This is a genomic window from Leptospiraceae bacterium (assembly GCA_016708435.1).
Lineage (GTDB): Bacteria > Spirochaetota > Leptospiria > Leptospirales > Leptospiraceae > UBA2033.
Map to the genome: position 1 here is coordinate 99,734 of JADJFV010000007.1, position 18,273 is coordinate 118,006.

13 protein-coding genes and 1 tRNA gene are annotated in these 18,273 nt (G+C 37.9%); 12 read left to right on the plus strand and 2 right to left on the minus strand.

What is annotated here, in order from left to right; genetic code table 11:
• The first annotated feature begins 196 nt into the window (after nt 1-196).
• From IPH52_12345 to IPH52_12360, 4 genes are all read left to right on the plus strand, one after another.
• Nucleotides 197-1,804: an FAD-dependent oxidoreductase gene (locus tag IPH52_12345; protein ID MBK7055817.1), complete on the plus strand. Its 1,608-nt coding sequence runs from the start codon at nt 197-199 to the stop codon at nt 1,802-1,804.
• A 9-nt stretch (nt 1,805-1,813) separates the two neighbouring features.
• On the plus strand, nt 1,814-3,514 hold the full coding sequence (locus IPH52_12350) for a hypothetical protein (protein ID MBK7055818.1): 1,701 nt from the start codon (nt 1,814-1,816) through the stop codon (nt 3,512-3,514).
• A 40-nt stretch (nt 3,515-3,554) separates the two neighbouring features.
• Nucleotides 3,555-3,881 carry a DoxX-like family protein gene (locus tag IPH52_12355; GenBank protein MBK7055819.1) on the plus strand — a complete coding sequence of 109 codons (327 nt, stop codon included), beginning with the start codon at nt 3,555-3,557 and terminating at the stop codon, nt 3,879-3,881.
• Nucleotides 3,882-4,293: 412 nt separating this feature from the next.
• Nucleotides 4,294-5,196 carry a hypothetical protein gene (locus IPH52_12360; protein ID MBK7055820.1) on the plus strand — a complete coding sequence of 301 codons (903 nt, stop codon included), beginning with the start codon at nt 4,294-4,296 and terminating at the stop codon, nt 5,194-5,196.
• Nucleotides 5,197-5,538: 342 nt separating this feature from the next.
• On the opposite strand, the gene IPH52_12365 is transcribed toward IPH52_12360, so the two are convergent.
• On the minus strand, nt 5,539-5,724 hold the full coding sequence (locus tag IPH52_12365) for a hypothetical protein (GenBank protein ID MBK7055821.1): 186 nt from the start codon (nt 5,722-5,724) through the stop codon (nt 5,539-5,541).
• 678 nt (nt 5,725-6,402) lie between these two features.
• Here IPH52_12365 and pta point away from each other — a divergent pair.
• The 6 genes from pta (at nt 6,403) to IPH52_12395 (ending at nt 16,465) form a co-directional block, all read left to right on the plus strand.
• Entirely contained in the window at nt 6,403-8,484 is a 2,082-nt protein-coding gene (gene pta / locus IPH52_12370) for a phosphate acetyltransferase (protein ID MBK7055822.1), read from the plus strand.
• Between the two features lie 3 nt (nt 8,485-8,487).
• Nucleotides 8,488-9,693, plus strand: a complete 1,206-nt coding sequence (locus IPH52_12375) for an acetate kinase (GenBank protein MBK7055823.1) — start codon at nt 8,488-8,490, stop codon at nt 9,691-9,693.
• 67 nt (nt 9,694-9,760) lie between these two features.
• On the plus strand, nt 9,761-12,451 hold the full coding sequence (gene aceE, locus IPH52_12380) for a pyruvate dehydrogenase (acetyl-transferring), homodimeric type (protein MBK7055824.1): 2,691 nt from the start codon (nt 9,761-9,763) through the stop codon (nt 12,449-12,451).
• 13 nt (nt 12,452-12,464) lie between these two features.
• A complete protein-coding gene (aceF, locus tag IPH52_12385; protein MBK7055825.1) occupies nt 12,465-13,751 on the plus strand; it encodes a dihydrolipoyllysine-residue acetyltransferase in 1,287 nt (428 codons plus the stop codon).
• An 11-nt stretch (nt 13,752-13,762) separates the two neighbouring features.
• Nucleotides 13,763-15,544 carry a dihydrolipoyl dehydrogenase gene (lpdA, locus tag IPH52_12390; GenBank protein ID MBK7055826.1) on the plus strand — a complete coding sequence of 594 codons (1,782 nt, stop codon included), beginning with the start codon at nt 13,763-13,765 and terminating at the stop codon, nt 15,542-15,544.
• A 663-nt stretch (nt 15,545-16,207) separates the two neighbouring features.
• The gene (locus IPH52_12395; protein ID MBK7055827.1) at nt 16,208-16,465 is read left to right on the plus strand and encodes a hypothetical protein; all 258 of its coding nucleotides are present in this window, start codon (nt 16,208-16,210) and stop codon (nt 16,463-16,465) included.
• Nucleotides 16,466-16,520: 55 nt separating this feature from the next.
• On the opposite strand, the gene IPH52_12400 is transcribed toward IPH52_12395, so the two are convergent.
• On the minus strand, nt 16,521-17,114 hold the full coding sequence (locus tag IPH52_12400; protein ID MBK7055828.1) for a hypothetical protein: 594 nt from the start codon (nt 17,112-17,114) through the stop codon (nt 16,521-16,523).
• A 546-nt stretch (nt 17,115-17,660) separates the two neighbouring features.
• Here IPH52_12400 and IPH52_12405 point away from each other — a divergent pair.
• Together IPH52_12405 and IPH52_12410 are read left to right on the plus strand one after the other, a co-directional pair.
• A complete protein-coding gene (locus tag IPH52_12405) occupies nt 17,661-17,822 on the plus strand; it encodes a hypothetical protein (protein MBK7055829.1) in 162 nt (53 codons plus the stop codon).
• Between the two features lie 376 nt (nt 17,823-18,198).
• Nucleotides 18,199-18,271, plus strand: a tRNA-Thr gene (locus IPH52_12410).
• Nucleotides 18,272-18,273 lie beyond the last annotated feature (2 nt).

An 18,273-nucleotide genomic window follows, 5' to 3' on the forward strand; every position in this document is an offset into this window, starting at 1 on the left:
AAAAAAGGATTTTGTTTTTAAAAACAATAAGAATGATGCATTTAGGGGCATTGTGTGAAAATATTATTTCCCACAAAGCACACCGAGATCACAGAGAAGAATTCAAAACTCTTTGGGGACTCTGTGCACTCTGTAAGAAATATTTTCTTAATCATTACACAACCCCACCAGAATTATGTGAGTTAGGAAATTGATTATGGCAGTACAAGTAGAAAGAAAAAAGCAAATAGAAAGACTGAGCAAAACACAATTTGATTGTTTAATTGTTGGAGGCGGTGCGACAGGTGCTGGCACGGCGCATGACGCATCTCTACGAGGATTAAATGTAGCTTTAATAGAAAGAAAAGATTTCTCAGCAGGAACCTCTAGTCGCTCTACAAAACTAATTCACGGAGGAGTTCGCTATCTCGCGCAGATGCATTTCGGATTGATCCGAGAGGCACTCACAGAAAGAAAGCGATTGCTAGCAAACGCTCCTCATTTGGTTAAACCACTTAAATTTTTAATGCCAAGCTATAAGTTTTACGAAAAGCCCTACTACTCTATCGGTCTTACCATGTATGATGTGCTTGCGGGTGACAGCGGTTTACCCGGACACAAAAGAATTTCTAAACAAGAATTTATAAAAGAATTTCCAGCCGTAAAAGAAACTGATCTAAGAGGTGGAATCGCATATTATGATGCACAGTTCAATGATGCAAGATTAAATGTATTACTGGCTCGAACTGCTGAAATGGAAGGGGCCTGTGTTTGCAACAAAGTAGAATTAGTATCTCTTCTAAAAAATGATTCAGGGAAAATTATCGGTGCGAGAGTTAAAGACCTATTATCCGGAAAAGAACTATCTGTAAACACCAAACTAGTGATCAATACTACGGGTGTATTTATAGACGAAGTAAGAAAAATGGACGACAGTAACGCAAAACCAATATTAGCTCCAAGTCAAGGAATTCATCTTGTTTTTGCAAAATCAAAAGTTCCTTGCAGCAGTGCGATGATTATTCCCAAGACAAGTGATGGTCGGGTAGTATTTCTATTACCCTGGGAAGACCATGTAGTAATGGGAACGACAGATACTCCAATCCATTCTATCACAGGAGAACCAATCCCTTTAGAAAATGAAGTTGAATTTCTTTTAAAAACAGGAAATGAGTATCTAGCCAGCGAATTAAAGAAGGAAGATATACTTTCTGTCTTCGCGGGGCTAAGACCTCTTATTTCAGCAGACGGAAATTCGGATACAAAGAATATTTCTAGAGAAGAAATGATGTTAGTCTCCGACTCCAATCTGATCACAATGAGTGGTGGCAAATGGTCTACCTACCGCAAAATGGCAGAAGACCTAACAGATAAAATGATACAGGTTGGCAAATTAGTTCCTGTGCGAGCCTGTGAGACATACAATTACAATTTCATTGGCAAAGGTGGCTATTCAGAGAATATGTATCTTAGAATAGCTCAGGATTACAAACTAGACATTGACACTGCCAAACGCCTTCGAAATTACTATGGCGGGGAAGTATTCGAAATCTTAGGAAAAAGACCAAGAGAAATTATAAGAGAATCGGGATACTTTGAAGAAGAAGTCCTTCATGCAATGAGAAGTGAATTTGCATTATCCGTAGTTGATGTTATTGGTAGACGAATGCGAGTATTGTTTACAGATCTTGATTTAGCGGCTAAGTTCGTTAAACCGGTATCATCAACCATGGCAAAAGAATTCAAATGGACAATCGCCAAAAAAAATCAAGAAGAAAGAGAAGCCCGTGATTTAATAATGAAACTAAAAGCAACTATCGAATAGGAGAAGAGCGTGATCGAAGAAAAGAATAAGGGCAAAAGAGATTCAGATGTAATATTTAGAAAATCATACGAAGAAAAAAGCTTGGAAGTGGAAAAAAAAATCAACCATGTCCGGTTCGGCTTTATTGGTTTATTTTTTATTACTGCCTTCTCTGCCTATAGATCTGGAAGCACACCACCCGTTTATTATTCCTTATTTTTAATTGCCACCTTAATGTTAATAAGTGCAATTTTTTGGGAAATAACACTTCCAAAACTTTCCTATTCTTATTGGATCAAATATATTTCTACGAGTATTGACTTATTAGGAGTCTTTGGGGCAAAATATGGAATGCACTTTGATTCAACTTTCGGTTGGGGATTAACTCTAAAAGAGCCTGCTACGTTTGATGTTTTCTTTCTTTATATTTGCCTGGCTGGACTTCGGCTTGATAAGAAGTTCTCTTTGTTCACAGGATTTTTCGCTGCGGGTTTATATACTCTTTTAATTCTTTTATCTTTATCTTCAGGATGGATGTCTTTTACAAATGATTCATCCAAATTACTGGATGCACATTATTTACGTGTGCCGACAGAAATTTCAAAGATTATTTTTTTATTGGCTGCTGGCTTCACGATTTCTTATTTGGCAAACGATACGCGGGCATTCATGGGAATGCTTTCCGAATCCGAATCAAAGTATAAATACAACACCACAGTCATGGAGCAATTATTACATAAGATAGAGGAAATTTCTATTAGCCTCACAAATATGATGGAGCGGCTAAGAGATAACACAGGCACGATGGAGAAAACAGTGAAAGAGCAAGAAATTTTCTTTCAAAAAGATACTGTCGTCATTGATAAGATTGTAGGAGACGGAGAAGAAATCAATACGATCTCAAACGCACAGCTCCAAATGATTTCAAAGATATCGAGTCGAACCCAAAAGATGTCCGAGTCTATTGACCTAATTTCAAAAGGCGGAAAGGAATCTTCTAAGAGAGCCACTCATGCAAGAGAGACTTCAGCAGAAAGTGTAGCATTCTTAAATGATACAATGCAAGTGGTAAACGAAATGAAATCGCAATCTGAAAAGATTCTTAACATTTCGCAAACAATCAATGATATAGCCGATAGAACAAATCTCTTATCGCTTAACGCATCCATCGAAGCAGCAAGAGCAGGAGAACAGGGAAGAGGATTTTCTGTTGTAGCCATGGAAGTGCAAAAGTTAGCAGAGCAAAGCTTACAATCATCTAAAGAAATTCATCAGATTGTAAATGCAACAGTTAAGAACATAGAAAAAAGTTCTCAGATGATTCAAGCAACTTCCTCAAAACTAGAATCAGTTTCAAATGTAGTCGAAGAAAATGAATCCTTCTTAAGTGGTTTAAGTGCAAGTATTAAAGACCAGGAAAAAGCAAGCTTTGCAATTAACAGTGATGTAAAAAATATTACCGAGATTGCTGAGAACATATGCGCCTTAGTCAAAGACGAAAAAAATGCTCTCTCTGAATTTCAAATTAGAAATAAAAATAAAGCAGACTTAACACTCGACTCTGTTCATGCCGCCGAATCCTTACACGAATTAAGTGAAAATCTAGGAAAGATTGCAGGTCAACTCCTGGAACTCATTCAACGAAAAGAAAATGTAATAGCGGCAGAAAACCGTCAGCCGCTCAAAACCTTCGAAGACAAAGTAAAAGATATTCGACGGGATAAAATTTAAGGAATAAATTTTGGAACTAAAAATCATTACCCTCTACATCATGGCATTTTTTTATACATTCGCCGGTATTATGCATTTCATAAATCCAAAATTTTTCTTACGCATTGTGCCTCCCATCCTCCCAATGAAGCTAATGCTCGTATACCTCAGTGGAGTAGCGGAAATCATTTTAGGAATTGCACTTATTCCAGAAGCAACAAGAAGTCTCGCCGCCTGGGGAGTAATCGCCCTACTCCTCGCAGTCTTTCCTGCCAATATCTACCACTTTACGTCCAAAGGTGCCGGCATGAAAATTCCAATGTGGTTACTTACGATTAGACTTCCAATTCAGTTCGCGTTGATGGTTTGGGCTTGGTGGTATACTTAGGAATTTTTTGCCACAGAGGCGCAGGTGTGGGGGAGAGACTTTTCTTTCTAGGAATTTGCATTCAACTTCTCTCATAATTCTATCTCCTTCTATCCCACAAATTAAAAGCTTATACTATCCGACCTTTTGAATTATTTCAAGCCACAGGAAAAGAGTTCGATTTTAAGAATGTAAAAAAGCTAATTCCGAACTATGAAAAGATATTTCCAGAGTCAACTATGGATTTACTTCAGATTTATCATAATCATATAATTTGTTGATTTTACGGTGCGACTAATATCACGACAAGTTCGGTGAAAGTGGGTTGGTCGTATCATTTATATTTTTAAGGAAGAGCAAATTCTTGGATTTTTACAAAGAACACAGAAATATTTGACGAGCAGGAATATTTTATTTTTGATGGCGAATAATTATGAACATAGCAATTATTGTTTTTGATATTATTAGTTTAATTTTATTTATTTTGAGTATAGTCTTTGTATTGAAGTATCGAAGGCAAGTTGAGCTAGGTAAGTCTTACATACCATTTGAGAAAAAAATAAGTGATTTGCCGCTAGAGTCGAAGACTGTATTAATGCCGTTTAATTGCAAAAATTGCGGAGCAGCAATTAATTTTAATTATTCGGATACTCAATGTAATAGCTGCAATACAGAATTTAAAATGCCGGAAGAATATAAAAACATTATCATTCTTCGTATCGCACAAAATGATCAATTGCTCAAAATACAGAAAACTTTTAGAAAATTTTCTTTTCTTACATCAGTCCCATTTAAAGCAGGAATGATTTTTTCTTTATTTTTGATTGTCGCAATTTTTTTATTTTTAGCTACTAGCTCAAAAAGAATTAATTCAGAAACTGATTATCTATTTGAATCGCAACTTATTGATGGGGTAATTTTTTCTTTTACATTTTTATTTGCCGCAAGTTTTTATTTGTCACTCATTATTTCAATGGGAAAAGTCTTTGAGAGTTTTACAAATGAGATTCCCAGTGTTTTTAAAAATCGAGAATTCGTGCTAGAAGAAGTTTTAAGTTGCAAAACCTGTGGAGCGGAAATTAAATTTACGGATAATGTTGTATCAAAGAATTGTATGTATTGTGGCGTGGAAAATTATAGAGCCAAGTTTGCCAGAGAACTTGACCTTGTCTTAAGCAGAGCACACGTAATGAGTGCAAATTCACTCATTGACCTTGAACATGATTATAAGTCGAGAATGTATGAATTACTCGTTGTGCCAAGTGTTGTCTATTCCGTAAGTATTTTCCTTCCTATAATATTATTCTTTGGAATAAAGTTATCTTCTTATTTTTAAATTTCATTCTTTCTGTTAATTTCTAAACATCTCTTTAAATCCGATTTTGCGTCTCTTTCAAAAAAGGTATTATGAACTAAACGGGGTAAAATTTTTGCCTCAATTTAAAAGCCCGACTATTGTCAAGATATACCTCTGGTATCCAAGAAAAACTTGGCTTTAAAAAATGTCAATAGGATTCAAAATTCAAAAGTAATAATTCGAGATTATTTATGGAGGACGAACCTTTGGTCGAAAGTATCCATTCAGATAGGTATGCGTTTCTTTTAATCCTTCCATTGTCTTTCTAGCTGAGTAGGAATAAACAACGGTTAGCTGCAGCTTTCCCCTTTCGTAAAGGGGTTAGGGGATTTTTTTAAAACAGTCAGGGCAGTTTTTTGGTTTTGCTTCAAAGCTATTCTCAATAGCCTGCGCCCAAGTTCTTTGTTCGATGAATTCAAGCTTTTCTTTAATGCGGTTTGCATAGATTCCATAATAGCGAATCATCTTACGATTGGGATCAGGCAAGAAGAACAACATCCGCGCCATGAATTCATAAACATCAATCGTTTGTTCTACCTAACACCACACTTTATACTTTTGATGAACAATGACAATTAGCCCCTTCCCTTAAAGGAAGGGGATTTTACAGTATAGATTTGGTAGATTAGTAAATTTTACAATTAATTCCCCTTCCTTTTAGGGAAGGGGCTACGTATTAATATCCGACAACATCTGAAGATATGGGGTTAGGTCAAAAAGTTCTCCATACTTCGATAAGAATCTTGTGTTATAAATTCTCCGAAACTCTTCCCAGTGATCCATCCATATAGATTTGTATAGACTCCATCTTTCGAAGGCAGGAATATAAGCGGGTTTACTTTTATTGGTTGAACAAATATACAAAGTAGTTTGGCTCCTACTCTATATAGGTCAGAAAACGAAAAAGATGTGCAAATTTACGAAAGCCCCAACGGGGCGCAATACTCTCCGTATGGGCGTCCGTTCAACCCATGCATAAATTCACTCAAAAATCCATGTAAAACTTCATGCAAGAATTTATTTAAGAAATTCATTTAAAGATATCAATAAATAATTCCAAAAGATTTCAAGAAGAACTAATCATTCTCCAATTCAGGAAAGCTTAAAACAACTCATCCATTTTCAATAAATCGCTTGCCAAAATAAATGGTTGTAGTCATACATTGACTAGCACAGGAGAATCAATTGTCTAAGAGTTTATACATTACTACGACCGAGCCGAAGAGCGGCAAATCATTAGTTGCCATGGGAATCATGGAATTGTTAAAAAGCGGAGTTTCGAGAGTCGCGTTTTTTCGCCCTATTATAAAAAATCGTGAAAATGGCGAGATGGATCCTGATATAAATTTAATTCGCACTCATTATAATCTACAAATTAGATATGAAGATACTTTTGGTATGGGAATGGATGAAGCTCTCACTCTTATTTCAGAGGATAAGCAAAGTGTTTTAATTGATACAATTATGGCGAAATATAGAAAGTTAGAAGAAGAGTATGACTTTGTACTAATGGAAGGATCTGATTTTTCTGGCTCTACTAGCTCATTTGAATTTGAAATCAATACCGAGCTTGCCAAAAATCTAGGTGCACCGGTTATGTTAGTGTTACCCGCTACTCGAAAAGAGAATGAAGATATACTTTCTGATTTGAATCTTGCGATCGAGTCTTATTCCAATTCCGGTTGCACAATATTAGGCGCAATCGTAACTCGTGTTCCAAGAGACAACTTTATAGCTCTAAAGGATTCTCCAGAGGTTAAGAGTGCGAATTTTCCAATCAACTTTATTCCTGAAAACGATATACTAAGCACTCTCACCATGAAAGAAATCGCGGATTCACTGGATGCAGAAATTCTATACGGAAGCCAATACCTAATGCGTCATGCTTATCATATTACGGTTGCATCGATGAGATTAGAAAATTTTTTAAATCATATCAAAGATGGGACACTTGTGATAGTATCTGGCGATAGAGCCGATATTATTCTAGGTGGATTTCTATGTGCAGAAAATAAAAACTTCCCGCGCATAATGGGACTTGTTCTCACTGGAGGAATTCGTCCTGATGATAATATCAAAAAAATCATTGAAGGATTAGATGCTCATATTCCTGTTGTTCTTACCAAAGAGGATACTCTTCGCACCGTATACCAGATCAATAGCATTGATTCCAAAGTTGCCTCAGAGGATAAGCGCAAAATCAGTATTTACCTCGGTCTCTTTGAATCAAACGTAGACACAAAGAAATTAAAAGAAAAAATGATTGTCTACAAATCAAAACTCGTCACACCAAAGATGTTCGAATTTGATTTAATCCAAAGAGCAAAAGCATTAAAAAAACATATTGTATTGCCAGAAGGAATCGAAGAAAGAATTCTTCGTGCGGCAGAGGTTTTAATAGATAGAGACGTTGTGCGCGTTACCCTACTCGGAAAAGAAAAAGAAATCAAAGAAAAAATCAAAAGACTCGGACTCAAACTAAAAGATGTTACTATAATAGAGCCAACTCAGTCCAAAGACTTTCAAGATTATTGTGAAACCTATTACGATCTTCGCAAGCACAAAGGCATTACAATGGACAATGCAAAGGACGTGATGAGTGACGTTAGTTACTATGGCACGATGATGGTTTTCAAAGGTCACGCCGACGGAATGGTTTCGGGATCTATCAATACCACGCAGCATACGATTAGACCTTCTCTAGAATTTGTCAAAACAAAACCAGGCTTTTCGATTGTATCAAGTGTATTCTTAATGTGTTTACCTGATAAAGTTCTGGTATATGGTGATTGTGCGGTAAATCCAAATCCAACTGCTGCCGAGCTTGCGGAAATTGCTATCTCTTCTGCACAAACGGCAAGGCAATTCGGAATTGAGCCTCGTGTGGCTATGCTCTCTTATTCGACAGGAGATTCAGGCAAAGGAGAAGAAGTAGAAAAAGTAAGAGAGGCAACAGCTCTTGTAAGAGCTAAAATGCCAGACATTTTAATTGAAGGTCCGATTCAATACGATGCGGCGATTGATCCAGATGTTGCTGCCACCAAAATGCCAAATAATCCAGTCGCAGGAAAGGCAACTGTATTTATTTTCCCAGATTTAAACACAGGGAATAACACGTATAAGGCAGTGCAAAGATCGGCAAATGCGGTGGCGATAGGTCCGGTATTGCAAGGCTTAAAAAAACCAGTCAATGATTTGAGTCGTGGTTGCACGGTTCCTGATATTGTAAATACAGTCGTCATCACAGCTATTCAGGCTCAGGAGTAAAAAATGAAAATACTTGTAATCAACACAGGAAGCTCTTCTATTAAATACCAATTATTCGAAATGAATGACAAATCAGTATTAGCCTCTGGACTCATAGAAAGAATTGGAGAAAAGACTGCAAAGCATAAATTCAGCTCTGTGAATCTAAAAGAAAGTATCGTCATAGAAAAATCAATCCCCGATCACGAGACAGGAATCAGTGAAATGGATGAGTTATTGACTGCCACTAAAGACGGAGTGATTAAAAACTCTTCAGAAATTTCTGCCATTGGTCATAGAGTCGTGCATGGAGGAGAAACATTTACCAAACCTACGATCATCGACGAAGATGTTATTAAAGCTATAGAGTCTAATGTTCCACTCGCCCCACTCCACAATCCAGGAAATCTTTCCGGTATCTATGCAGCTAAGAAATTCTTTAAAGGAGTTCCAAACGTAGCCGTATTTGATACAGCCTTTCACCAGACAATGCCTGAAGGTAATTACCGTTATGCAATTCCAAATGAATACTACGAAAAATACAAAATTCGTCGGTATGGATTTCATGGAACTTCGCATCAATATGTTTCTAAACTAACGGCACAGTTTCTAAACAAACCAATTGAGAGTGTAAACTTGATTACCCTCCACTTAGGAAACGGTGCGAGTGTTTGCTCGATTAAAAACGGAAAGAGCTTTGATACTTCCATGGGTATGACTCCACTCGAAGGTCTTATCATGGGAACAAGAACGGGAGATTTAGATCCTGCGATTCCTTTTTTTATGGCAGACCATGTAAAGCTTTCTTATAAAGAAATTGATACACTTCTAAACAAACAAAGCGGATTAAAGGGAATATCCGCTCTAAATGACATGAGAGATATTTTAGCAAAGAAAGCAGAAGGCGACAAAAATGCAAAGCTTGCCATTGAAATGTATGTAAAGCGAATTCGAAAATACATTGGAGCCTATTTAGTTGGACTCGATGGAAAATTAGACGCGATTGTTTTCACTGCGGGCATTGGCGAGAACGCAACAGAAATTCGAAAACTTTGTATGGAAGATTTATCCTCTCTCGGAATTGAATTAGATGAAAATAAAAACAATGCGAGTAGTAAACAAGTTCGTGAAATAAATACTGAGAAAAGTAAAATTAAAATTCTTGTTTGCCCCACAAATGAAGAACTAGAAATTGCCCAACAGGCAAAAGATGTGATTGAAGCAAATTAAAATATTTCGATAGACAAAAGTCTATATACGTAATCTAAATGGCTAATTCCTAAATCGGAGAAAAGGTATGTCTGCAACACCAGAACAATCAATTACAAATGCAAAACAAGTGGATGTAGATCCAGTTGAAACAAAAGAGTGGCTTGAGGCTCTTAATGGAGTCATCGCAGTCGAAGGCACTGACCGAGCCGCTTACCTCATTGACAAGCAAATAGAATTTGCAAGAGTCAATGGAGTTGTGCAGCCATTCCAAGCTGAAACTCCATACATCAATACAATCCCAGTTGAACACCAAGTTCCTCTTCCGGGTAATCAAGCAGTGGAAAGAACAATTCGTGCTTACACTCGCTGGAATGCAATGGCAATGGTTCTTCGGGCTAATGAGGACTCGAATGTGGGTGGACATATTTCTTCTTTCCAATCCGCAGCAACGTTATACGATATAGGATACAATCATTTTTGGCACGCTCCTTCTGAAACACATGGAGGAGATTTAATCTATGTGCAAGGACATTGTGCTCCCGGAATTTATTCCCGTGCATTTTTATTGGGGCGTTTAACTGAAGAAGAGTTAATCAACTTTCGCCAGGAGGTTGACGGAAAGGGTATTTCTAGTTATCCGCACCCGTGGCTCATGCCTGACTTCTGGCAATTCCCAACTGTGTCAATGGGACTTGGTCCTATCATGGCAATCTACCAGGCACGTTTCATGAAATACATGCAGACTAGAGAATTAATAAAAACCGAACCTCGAAAAGTCTGGGCTTTTCTAGGTGATGGAGAAACAGATGAGCCTGAGTCGTTAGGCGCTATAGGAATGGCAGGAAGAGAAAAATTAGACAACTTAATTTTTGTAATCAACTGTAACCTGCAAAGACTAGACGGACCTGTTCGCGGAAATGGAAGTATTATCCAAGAACTAGAAAGCGAATTTAGAGGTGCTGGCTGGAATGTTATCAAAGTAATCTGGGGAAGACATTGGGATATTCTTTTTGCGCGTGATAAGAAAGGACTCCTTATGAAACGACTTGGAGAAATTGTAGATGGAGAATACCAGACCTTCCGATCTAAGAACGGAGCCTACATTCGCGAGCATGTTTTTAACACTCCCGAATTACAGGCGTTAGTCGCTGATTGGTCAGACGAAGATGTATGGAATCTGAACCGAGGTGGACACGATGTTCACAAAGTATATGCAGCGTATCACCAAGCAGTAAATCACACGGGGCAACCTACCGTTATTCTCGCAAAGACTGTAAAAGGCTATTGGATGGGAAGCTCGGGACAAGCTATGAACATTGCTCACCAACAAAAGCATATGAGTGACGTGGATGTAAAAGCATTTAGAGATCATTTTAAAATTCCTGTAACAGATGACCAATTGCACAAACTTCCCTTTGTAAAATTTGCAGAGAATAGCCCCGAAATGAATTATATGCGGGCTCGTCGAAATGAGTTAGGCGGATATTTACCTCAGAGAAGAAAAAAAGGAGACACTCTCAAAGTTCCTGGCTTAGACGCGTTTGCCTCACTATTAGAAGCAACAACAGATGCAAGAGAGCTTTCTACTACAATGGCATTTGTGCGCATACTCAATATTCTCCTCAAAGACAAAGAGATTGGAAAGAGAATTGTGCCAATCGTTCCCGATGAATCTAGAACCTTTGGTATGGAAGGACTCTTTAGACAACTCGGAATCTGGAATCAAATGGGTCAGCTCTATACCCCACAGGACAAAGACCAACTTATGTTCTATCGCGAAGACAAAAAAGGGCAAGTCTTACAAGAAGGAATCAATGAAGCAGGAGCTATGAGTGATTGGATTGCAGCGGCTACTGCGTATTCAACGCATGGTGTGGCGATGATTCCATTTTTTATTTTCTATTCTATGTTTGGATTTCAAAGAGTGGGAGATTTATGCTGGGCTGCCGGTGATATGAGAAGCCGTGGATTTTTACTTGGTGGAACATCCGGGCGCACTACTCTCAATGGAGAAGGCTTACAACACGAAGACGGGCACAGTCATCTATGGAGTGCAACCATTCCAAATTGTATTAGCTATGATCCAACGTTTAGTTTTGAACTAGCGGTCATTTTACAAGATGGATTAAAAAGAATGTATCAAGACCAGGAAGACGTATTCTATTACATCACTGTGATGAACGAGAATTATCCGCATCCGGGTCTACCTAAGGGAGAAGAAAAAAATATCCTGAAAGGTATGTATCAACTTACTAAATCAAAAGATGCAAAACTAAAAGTGCAACTTCTAGGAAGTGGAACTATTTTTAGAGAAGTAATTGCAGCTTCCGAAATGCTAAGAAATGATTGGGGAGTAGAAAGTGATATCTGGGGATGTCCGAGTTTTACCGAACTAGGTCGCGACTGGAATACAGTAAGCAGAAATAATTTGCTAAACCCAGAGGGGAAAATGCAAATTAGCCACGTAGAAGCTTGCCTCAAAGACACAAAAGGTCCCGTGATTGCGGCAACTGATTATATTAGAATGTTTGCCGAGCAAATTCGTCCTGCGATTCAAAACGCTGGCAAGAGATACTCTGTTCTTGGAACTGACGGCTTTGGAAGATCGGACACAAGAGAAAAGCTTCGTCACTTCTTTGAAGTAGACAGAAAGTGGGTGACCATTGCGGCACTCAAAGCCCTTGCAGATGAAGGTCAAATTGAATACAAAAAAGTTTCCGAGGCAATTAAGAAATACGGAATTGATCCTAAGAAACCAAATCCATTAACAGTGTGAGATAGGAATTTATATGGCAAAACTAATTGATGTTAAAATTCCCGATATAGGGGATTACAGTGATATACCTGTAATTGAAGTTCATGTAAAAGCAGGTGACATGGTAGATGCAGAGCAATCGCTTATTACTCTCGAGTCTGATAAGGCAAGTATGGATGTTCCTTCTCCGGCAGCGGGAATTGTAAAAGAAATAAAAATTAAAATTGGCGATAAGGTTTCGAAAGATCATACCTTCTTGATTTTAGAAGCTGATGAGTCTACTTCTACAGTAGCGGCTACTCCGTCTAAGCCTACACCTCCTCCTGTGCAACAGATAGCGCCTACTCCACCGCAAGCAGTTAAGGAAGCTCCTCAAGTTCAGGCGCAAGCGGTTACTCATGATACTATCTCAGGCACAAGTCATGCAAGTCCAAGTGTGCGAAAGTATGCAAGGGAGCTTGGAGTTGATATAACCCAAGTCAAAGGAACAGGACCGAAAGGAAGAATTACACAAGAAGATGTGCAAAAGTTTGTGAAGTCAGTCATGAGCGGACAAACCTCAGTTGGCGCTGGGACACAGGGTTCTGGCTTAAACCTATTACCCTGGCCTAAGGTGGATTTCAGTAAATTTGGCTCAACTACAAGACAGCCGCTTTCTAGAATTAAAAAAATCTCTGCGGCAAATCTTTCTCGCAACTGGATAGTCATTCCATCTGTCACCTACCACGAAGATGCAGACATTACTGATTTAGAAGCATTTAGAAATGATACAAACAAACAAAACGAAAAAGCTGGAATTAAAATTACAATGCTTTCGTTTATCATCAAAGCTTGTGTCGCGGGACTAAAAAAATTCCCTGAATTCAATAGCTCACTCGATGGAGATGATTTAGTTTTAAAAGAATATTTCCATATTGGATTTGCAGCAGATACTCCAAACGGTCTTGTTGTTCCTGTGATTAAAGATGCGGATAAAAAAGGAATTTATGAAATTGCAAAAGACGCCGGAGAGCTTGCAAAACTTGCAAGAGAAGGAAAGCTTAAGCCAGAACAAATGCAAGGTGCTTGCTTTACTATTTCGTCGTTAGGCGGTATAGGTGGGACGTATTTTTCTCCAATCATAAATGCACCGGAAGTTGCAATTCTTGGAGTGAGTAAAGCTTCAATAAAACCGGTTTGGAATGGAAAAGAATTTATCCCAAGACTGATTTGTCCTCTTTCTCTGACAGCAGACCATCGCGTAATTGATGGAGTGCTTGGAACAAAATTTAACGTGTATATCGCGGAGTTACTCGCAGATTTCCGCAGAGTGGTATTGTAAAAGGATTTACTATGGCAGAAAAAGAAATTAAAGTTCCAGACATTGGAGATTTTGATGTAGTTCCTATTATCGAAATTTTTATTAAGCCAGGGGATATTGTCCAAAAAGAACAAGCTCTATTGGTATTAGAATCAGACAAAGCTTCCATGGAAATTCCATCAGATGAAGCAGGTAAAATTGTATCAGTCGCAGTAAAAGTCGGTGATAAAGTTGGAAAAGGGCAAGTAATCGCAGTAATCGAAGTCGCCTCAACTGCAAGCACGACCCAAGCGCCTAATACAAATATTCCACCAAAGGCAGAGACTCCCAAACCACAAGCGGTTACTACTCCTTTACCCGCAGGTTCATACAATGGAAAAGTCGATCACGAATGTGAAATGGTAGTTTTGGGTGCAGGACCCGGTGGATACAGTGCTGCCTTCAGAAGCGCTGATCTCGGAATGAGCACTGTGTTAATTGAGCGTTATCCTACAATCGGGGGAGTATGTTTAAATGTGGGTTGTATTCCCTCTAAAGCACTACTTCACACGGCGGCTGTTATGGAGGAAGTAAAATCAATGGCGGCACATGGGATTGTTTATGGAGATCCAAAACTTGACATTGATAAACTAAGAGCACACAAAGATTCAGTTGTGGGAAAACTCACTACGGGTCTTGCTGGAATGGCAAAGATGCGCAAAGTGAAGATTATCCGCGGTTACGGAAAGTTCATAGATGCAAATCATATCGAAGTAGACTTAACAGAAGGAACTGGACAAAAGATAACGGGGAAAAAAGAGATTATCCGCTTTCAAAAATCAATTATCGCAGCAGGAAGTCAGTCAGTAAAACTTCCCTTCCTTCCCGTTGATCCACGCGTTGTAGATAGCACAGGCGCCCTACTTTTAAAATCAGTTCCCAAAAGAATGCTTGTGATTGGTGGAGGGATCATTGGTCTTGAAATGGCTACCGTTTACAGCACATTAGGCGCAAGAATTGATATTGCTGAAATGATGGACGGTCTTATGGCAGGTGCAGACAGGGATTTACAAAGAGTGTGGGAAAGAAAGAATGCACATCGCTTCGACAAAGTAATGTTAAAAACTCGCGCCTCTAAAGCAGAAGCAAAGCCAGACGGAATTCATGTTTCTTTTGAAGGAGAGAATGCTCCTTCCTCGCCAGAAGTTTATGATTTAGTATTAGTTGCGGTAGGGAGAACTCCAAACGGTAAAAAGCTTGACGCCGACAAAGCGGGAGTAGCCGTTACGGATAGAGGTTTCGTTCCAGCAGACAACCAACAAAGAACAAACGTAAGTCATATTTTTGCGATAGGCGATATCATCGGTCAACCAATGCTCGCACACAAAGCAGTTCACGAAGCACATGTGGCAGCAGAGGCAGCGTTTGGTATGAAGTCTTATTTTGATGCAAAACAAATTCCTTCCGTAGCCTACACCGACCCCGAAGTAGCGTGGGCGGGAATCACAGAGGAGCAATGCAAAGAAAAAGGAATCAAATACAAAAAAGGTCATTTCCCGTGGTCGGCAAGTGGGCGGGCAATAGCGAATACCCGCGATGAAGGTTTCACAAAACTTTTATTTGATGAAGAAACTCACCGGATCATCGGAGGAGGAATCGTGGGAACTCACGCGGGTGATTTAATCGGCGAAGTCTGTCTTGCGATTGAAATGGGAGCAGATGCAATTGACATTGGAAAAACAATTCATCCACACCCTACTCTGGGAGAATCAATCGGAATGGCAGCAGAAATTGCCCACGGAACTTGCACGGATGTGCCACCGCAGAAGAAGTAAATTTGTATTTAGCAAAGCAATAAGAAGAAGCCACAGAACTCAAATACTAAAGGGTATCTGTGGCTATTCACTGTTATTCCATTTATTAATGGATAACGGTAATTTACCTTACCAAGAAATTTTATAAGTGCAGGATTCAGCCCCTTTTTTTCTGCAAGGTTTAGTATCATCGTGTACCACATTTACATGGTCTTTAAATCTACTCGCCATCGCAGAAATTATACCTCTATCAAATGCGCAGGGATAAGGTGTATATTTTTTAGTAGTAAAGCTAAAATTTTAAGCTTCCTTTTTATAAATCTGCGCTTTTTTATTTGTTCGTAAAAATAGCTTCAATTTTAATGCGAGAACTTCTGATTAAGAATATTTCTAGATGCAAAACAAAGCATTTGCCTTTCGTGTAAATCCAAAGTATCTGGAAGAAATTATGCAACTGCTATCGATCCAAAGTTAAAGTTAGATTTGTCCATGATGTTAAGAGACTAAGCGATGGGGGACAAACCCACCGTTAGGTGTAAACCCAATTCTACTAGGTAGGCTGGTTACTCCTCTCGCGTAAGGCGAGTCAATAATCTCCCTAAACTATTCACAAAATTTTGAGATGACAAACTAATTTGTTTTTCTGACTATGACTTAGAAGGAAAATTCACCGATAGTAAACTTATGAATGTAAGAGACTTATACAATATTTACGAATCAATCAATCGAGATATTGCGAAACTAAAAACTACTCGAAGTAGTATACCTGTGGATAGAGAATATACATCCGTCTTACAAAATACAATCACATCCGAAATTGAAAAATTTGAAAGTCTAAAGAAACTCATTCAAGAACTCGAAGTGGAAATTCCTGACGATTATAAAACAGTCGAAAAACAGAGCGTAGATTACACAGATCCTTCCTTTTTTCCAATGGTATAAGAGCCTGTCTGAAACCTGTTGGCGGGTCTGGGAGCTTTACTTTTACCAATAAGACCTACTCGGCAATCTTAAGAATGTTATAATTTTTTTTTGAGTAAAATACTCTAATTTCATCACCAATTTTTAATGAGTCATATTTATATATTTCATCGTCAAAAACTTTTATTCCAATACTATCTGAAGAATTGTGTTCATCTTTGATCTTTCCAATAATTTCAATCTCTTTAACACGACTTAGCCTGTGAATAGATTTAACTTCCAAAGTTCCATACACACCAAAGTGCTTATATTGGTACCTAACATTATAAATACTCATTTCTCTAGTCAAATAGTAAGATAATAGAAGACACGAAAATAAAGGTATTGCAACTCCAAGAATTGCCAGCTTATCATCATCATTATAATTTAACTTTTTCGTATTTATCCCGAATACTGTTTCTAGAAATTTTGATTTAGTAAGTAAATTTGATTTTGTCAATAGAAAAGCAGAAAGAACATATCCTGTGAATCCAAATAAATATGCGGTAAGAGTTAAAAAATCTGAGAATAGATTATTTTCAACTAATGTAATTAGTATAGAATAATTACAGCCAAGTACTATTAAAATTGTAACCAATGAAATTGATAATACTGTAATTTTTTTTTCCATTTAATGGAACCTCTATTTAATTTGTTTTAATGAATTAATAACTCATCTTACGCAAGGTGAGTGCCAGCGTTCCCAGCGCTGAGGGTGGGGTTTACACCTAACGGTGGGTTTGCTGCCGCAGGCTATTGGTTCTATTGATTTATTAGATTTACCTAATATTCTTGATTGCATTAAAAAACCCATTGTTTTATTCTCTTGCGTAAGGTGAGTTAATAACTCACCTTACGCAAGGTGAACCGAGTGTTAATTCTGTCAACTCGCTTTGTGCCCCAGTAGCCAAGCCATGTGGATAATTATAATTAACCACTAATCTATTTTATGTATAAGAATACATAAAAACTAAATTCAGCGGCTATTCATGGTAAAGCTCCGACGAGCAATGGTATTTCATTTTAATGAATGTTTTATTGATTCAGCATAATTTTATTTTGTCGCATAATGACTAATGAGACATTAACAATTCAATTAAGTCTCATTGTACTTTTTTGTTGAAAATTTTTTTAAAACTAAATCCTAAAACTGAGTCGGTCGAAAATGTGATTACCGATGAAAAAAGAAATTCAAAAAAAGAGAAAACTCCCTGGGAAAAATGATAAGGTAGTAAATCTAAACTTATTCAAAATAAAAAAATCTCTAACAGAAGAAGGATTTGAAGTTATAGAGAACGATAAGGGTGAAATAAAACTCATCTTGCGATTAGCGAGATAAAAATATCTTTTTTAAAAACACCAATTTCGCTTACACAAGCTAAATTCATTTTCGGGAATATTCATCCTGTAAATCTTATTAATCCTGTCTAAAAAATCCCTTTATCGAAAACAAATATAGCTCGTGTATATTACGTATTTCTAATAAATCAATAGAACCAATAGCCTGCCTTATATTGCGAACCTTAGGGAGCAACATTGAGTTTAGCAAAGCCGCAGAGAACGCAAAGAGTATTGATTTTTTTAACTCTATTCTTTTTCGCGGCTTTGCGTGAGAAAATCTTCTTTTTACACAGCCTCCTAAATAAGTCATTACTTTTATTGAATTTTAAACTTGCCATAACAAGCCTGTTTAAAACTGTAATCTTAGTTGAGTTGCCCGCTTAGCTCAGTTGGTAGAGCGTTTCCCTCGTAACGAAAAGGTCGCCAGTTCGATTCTGGCAGTGGGCTAA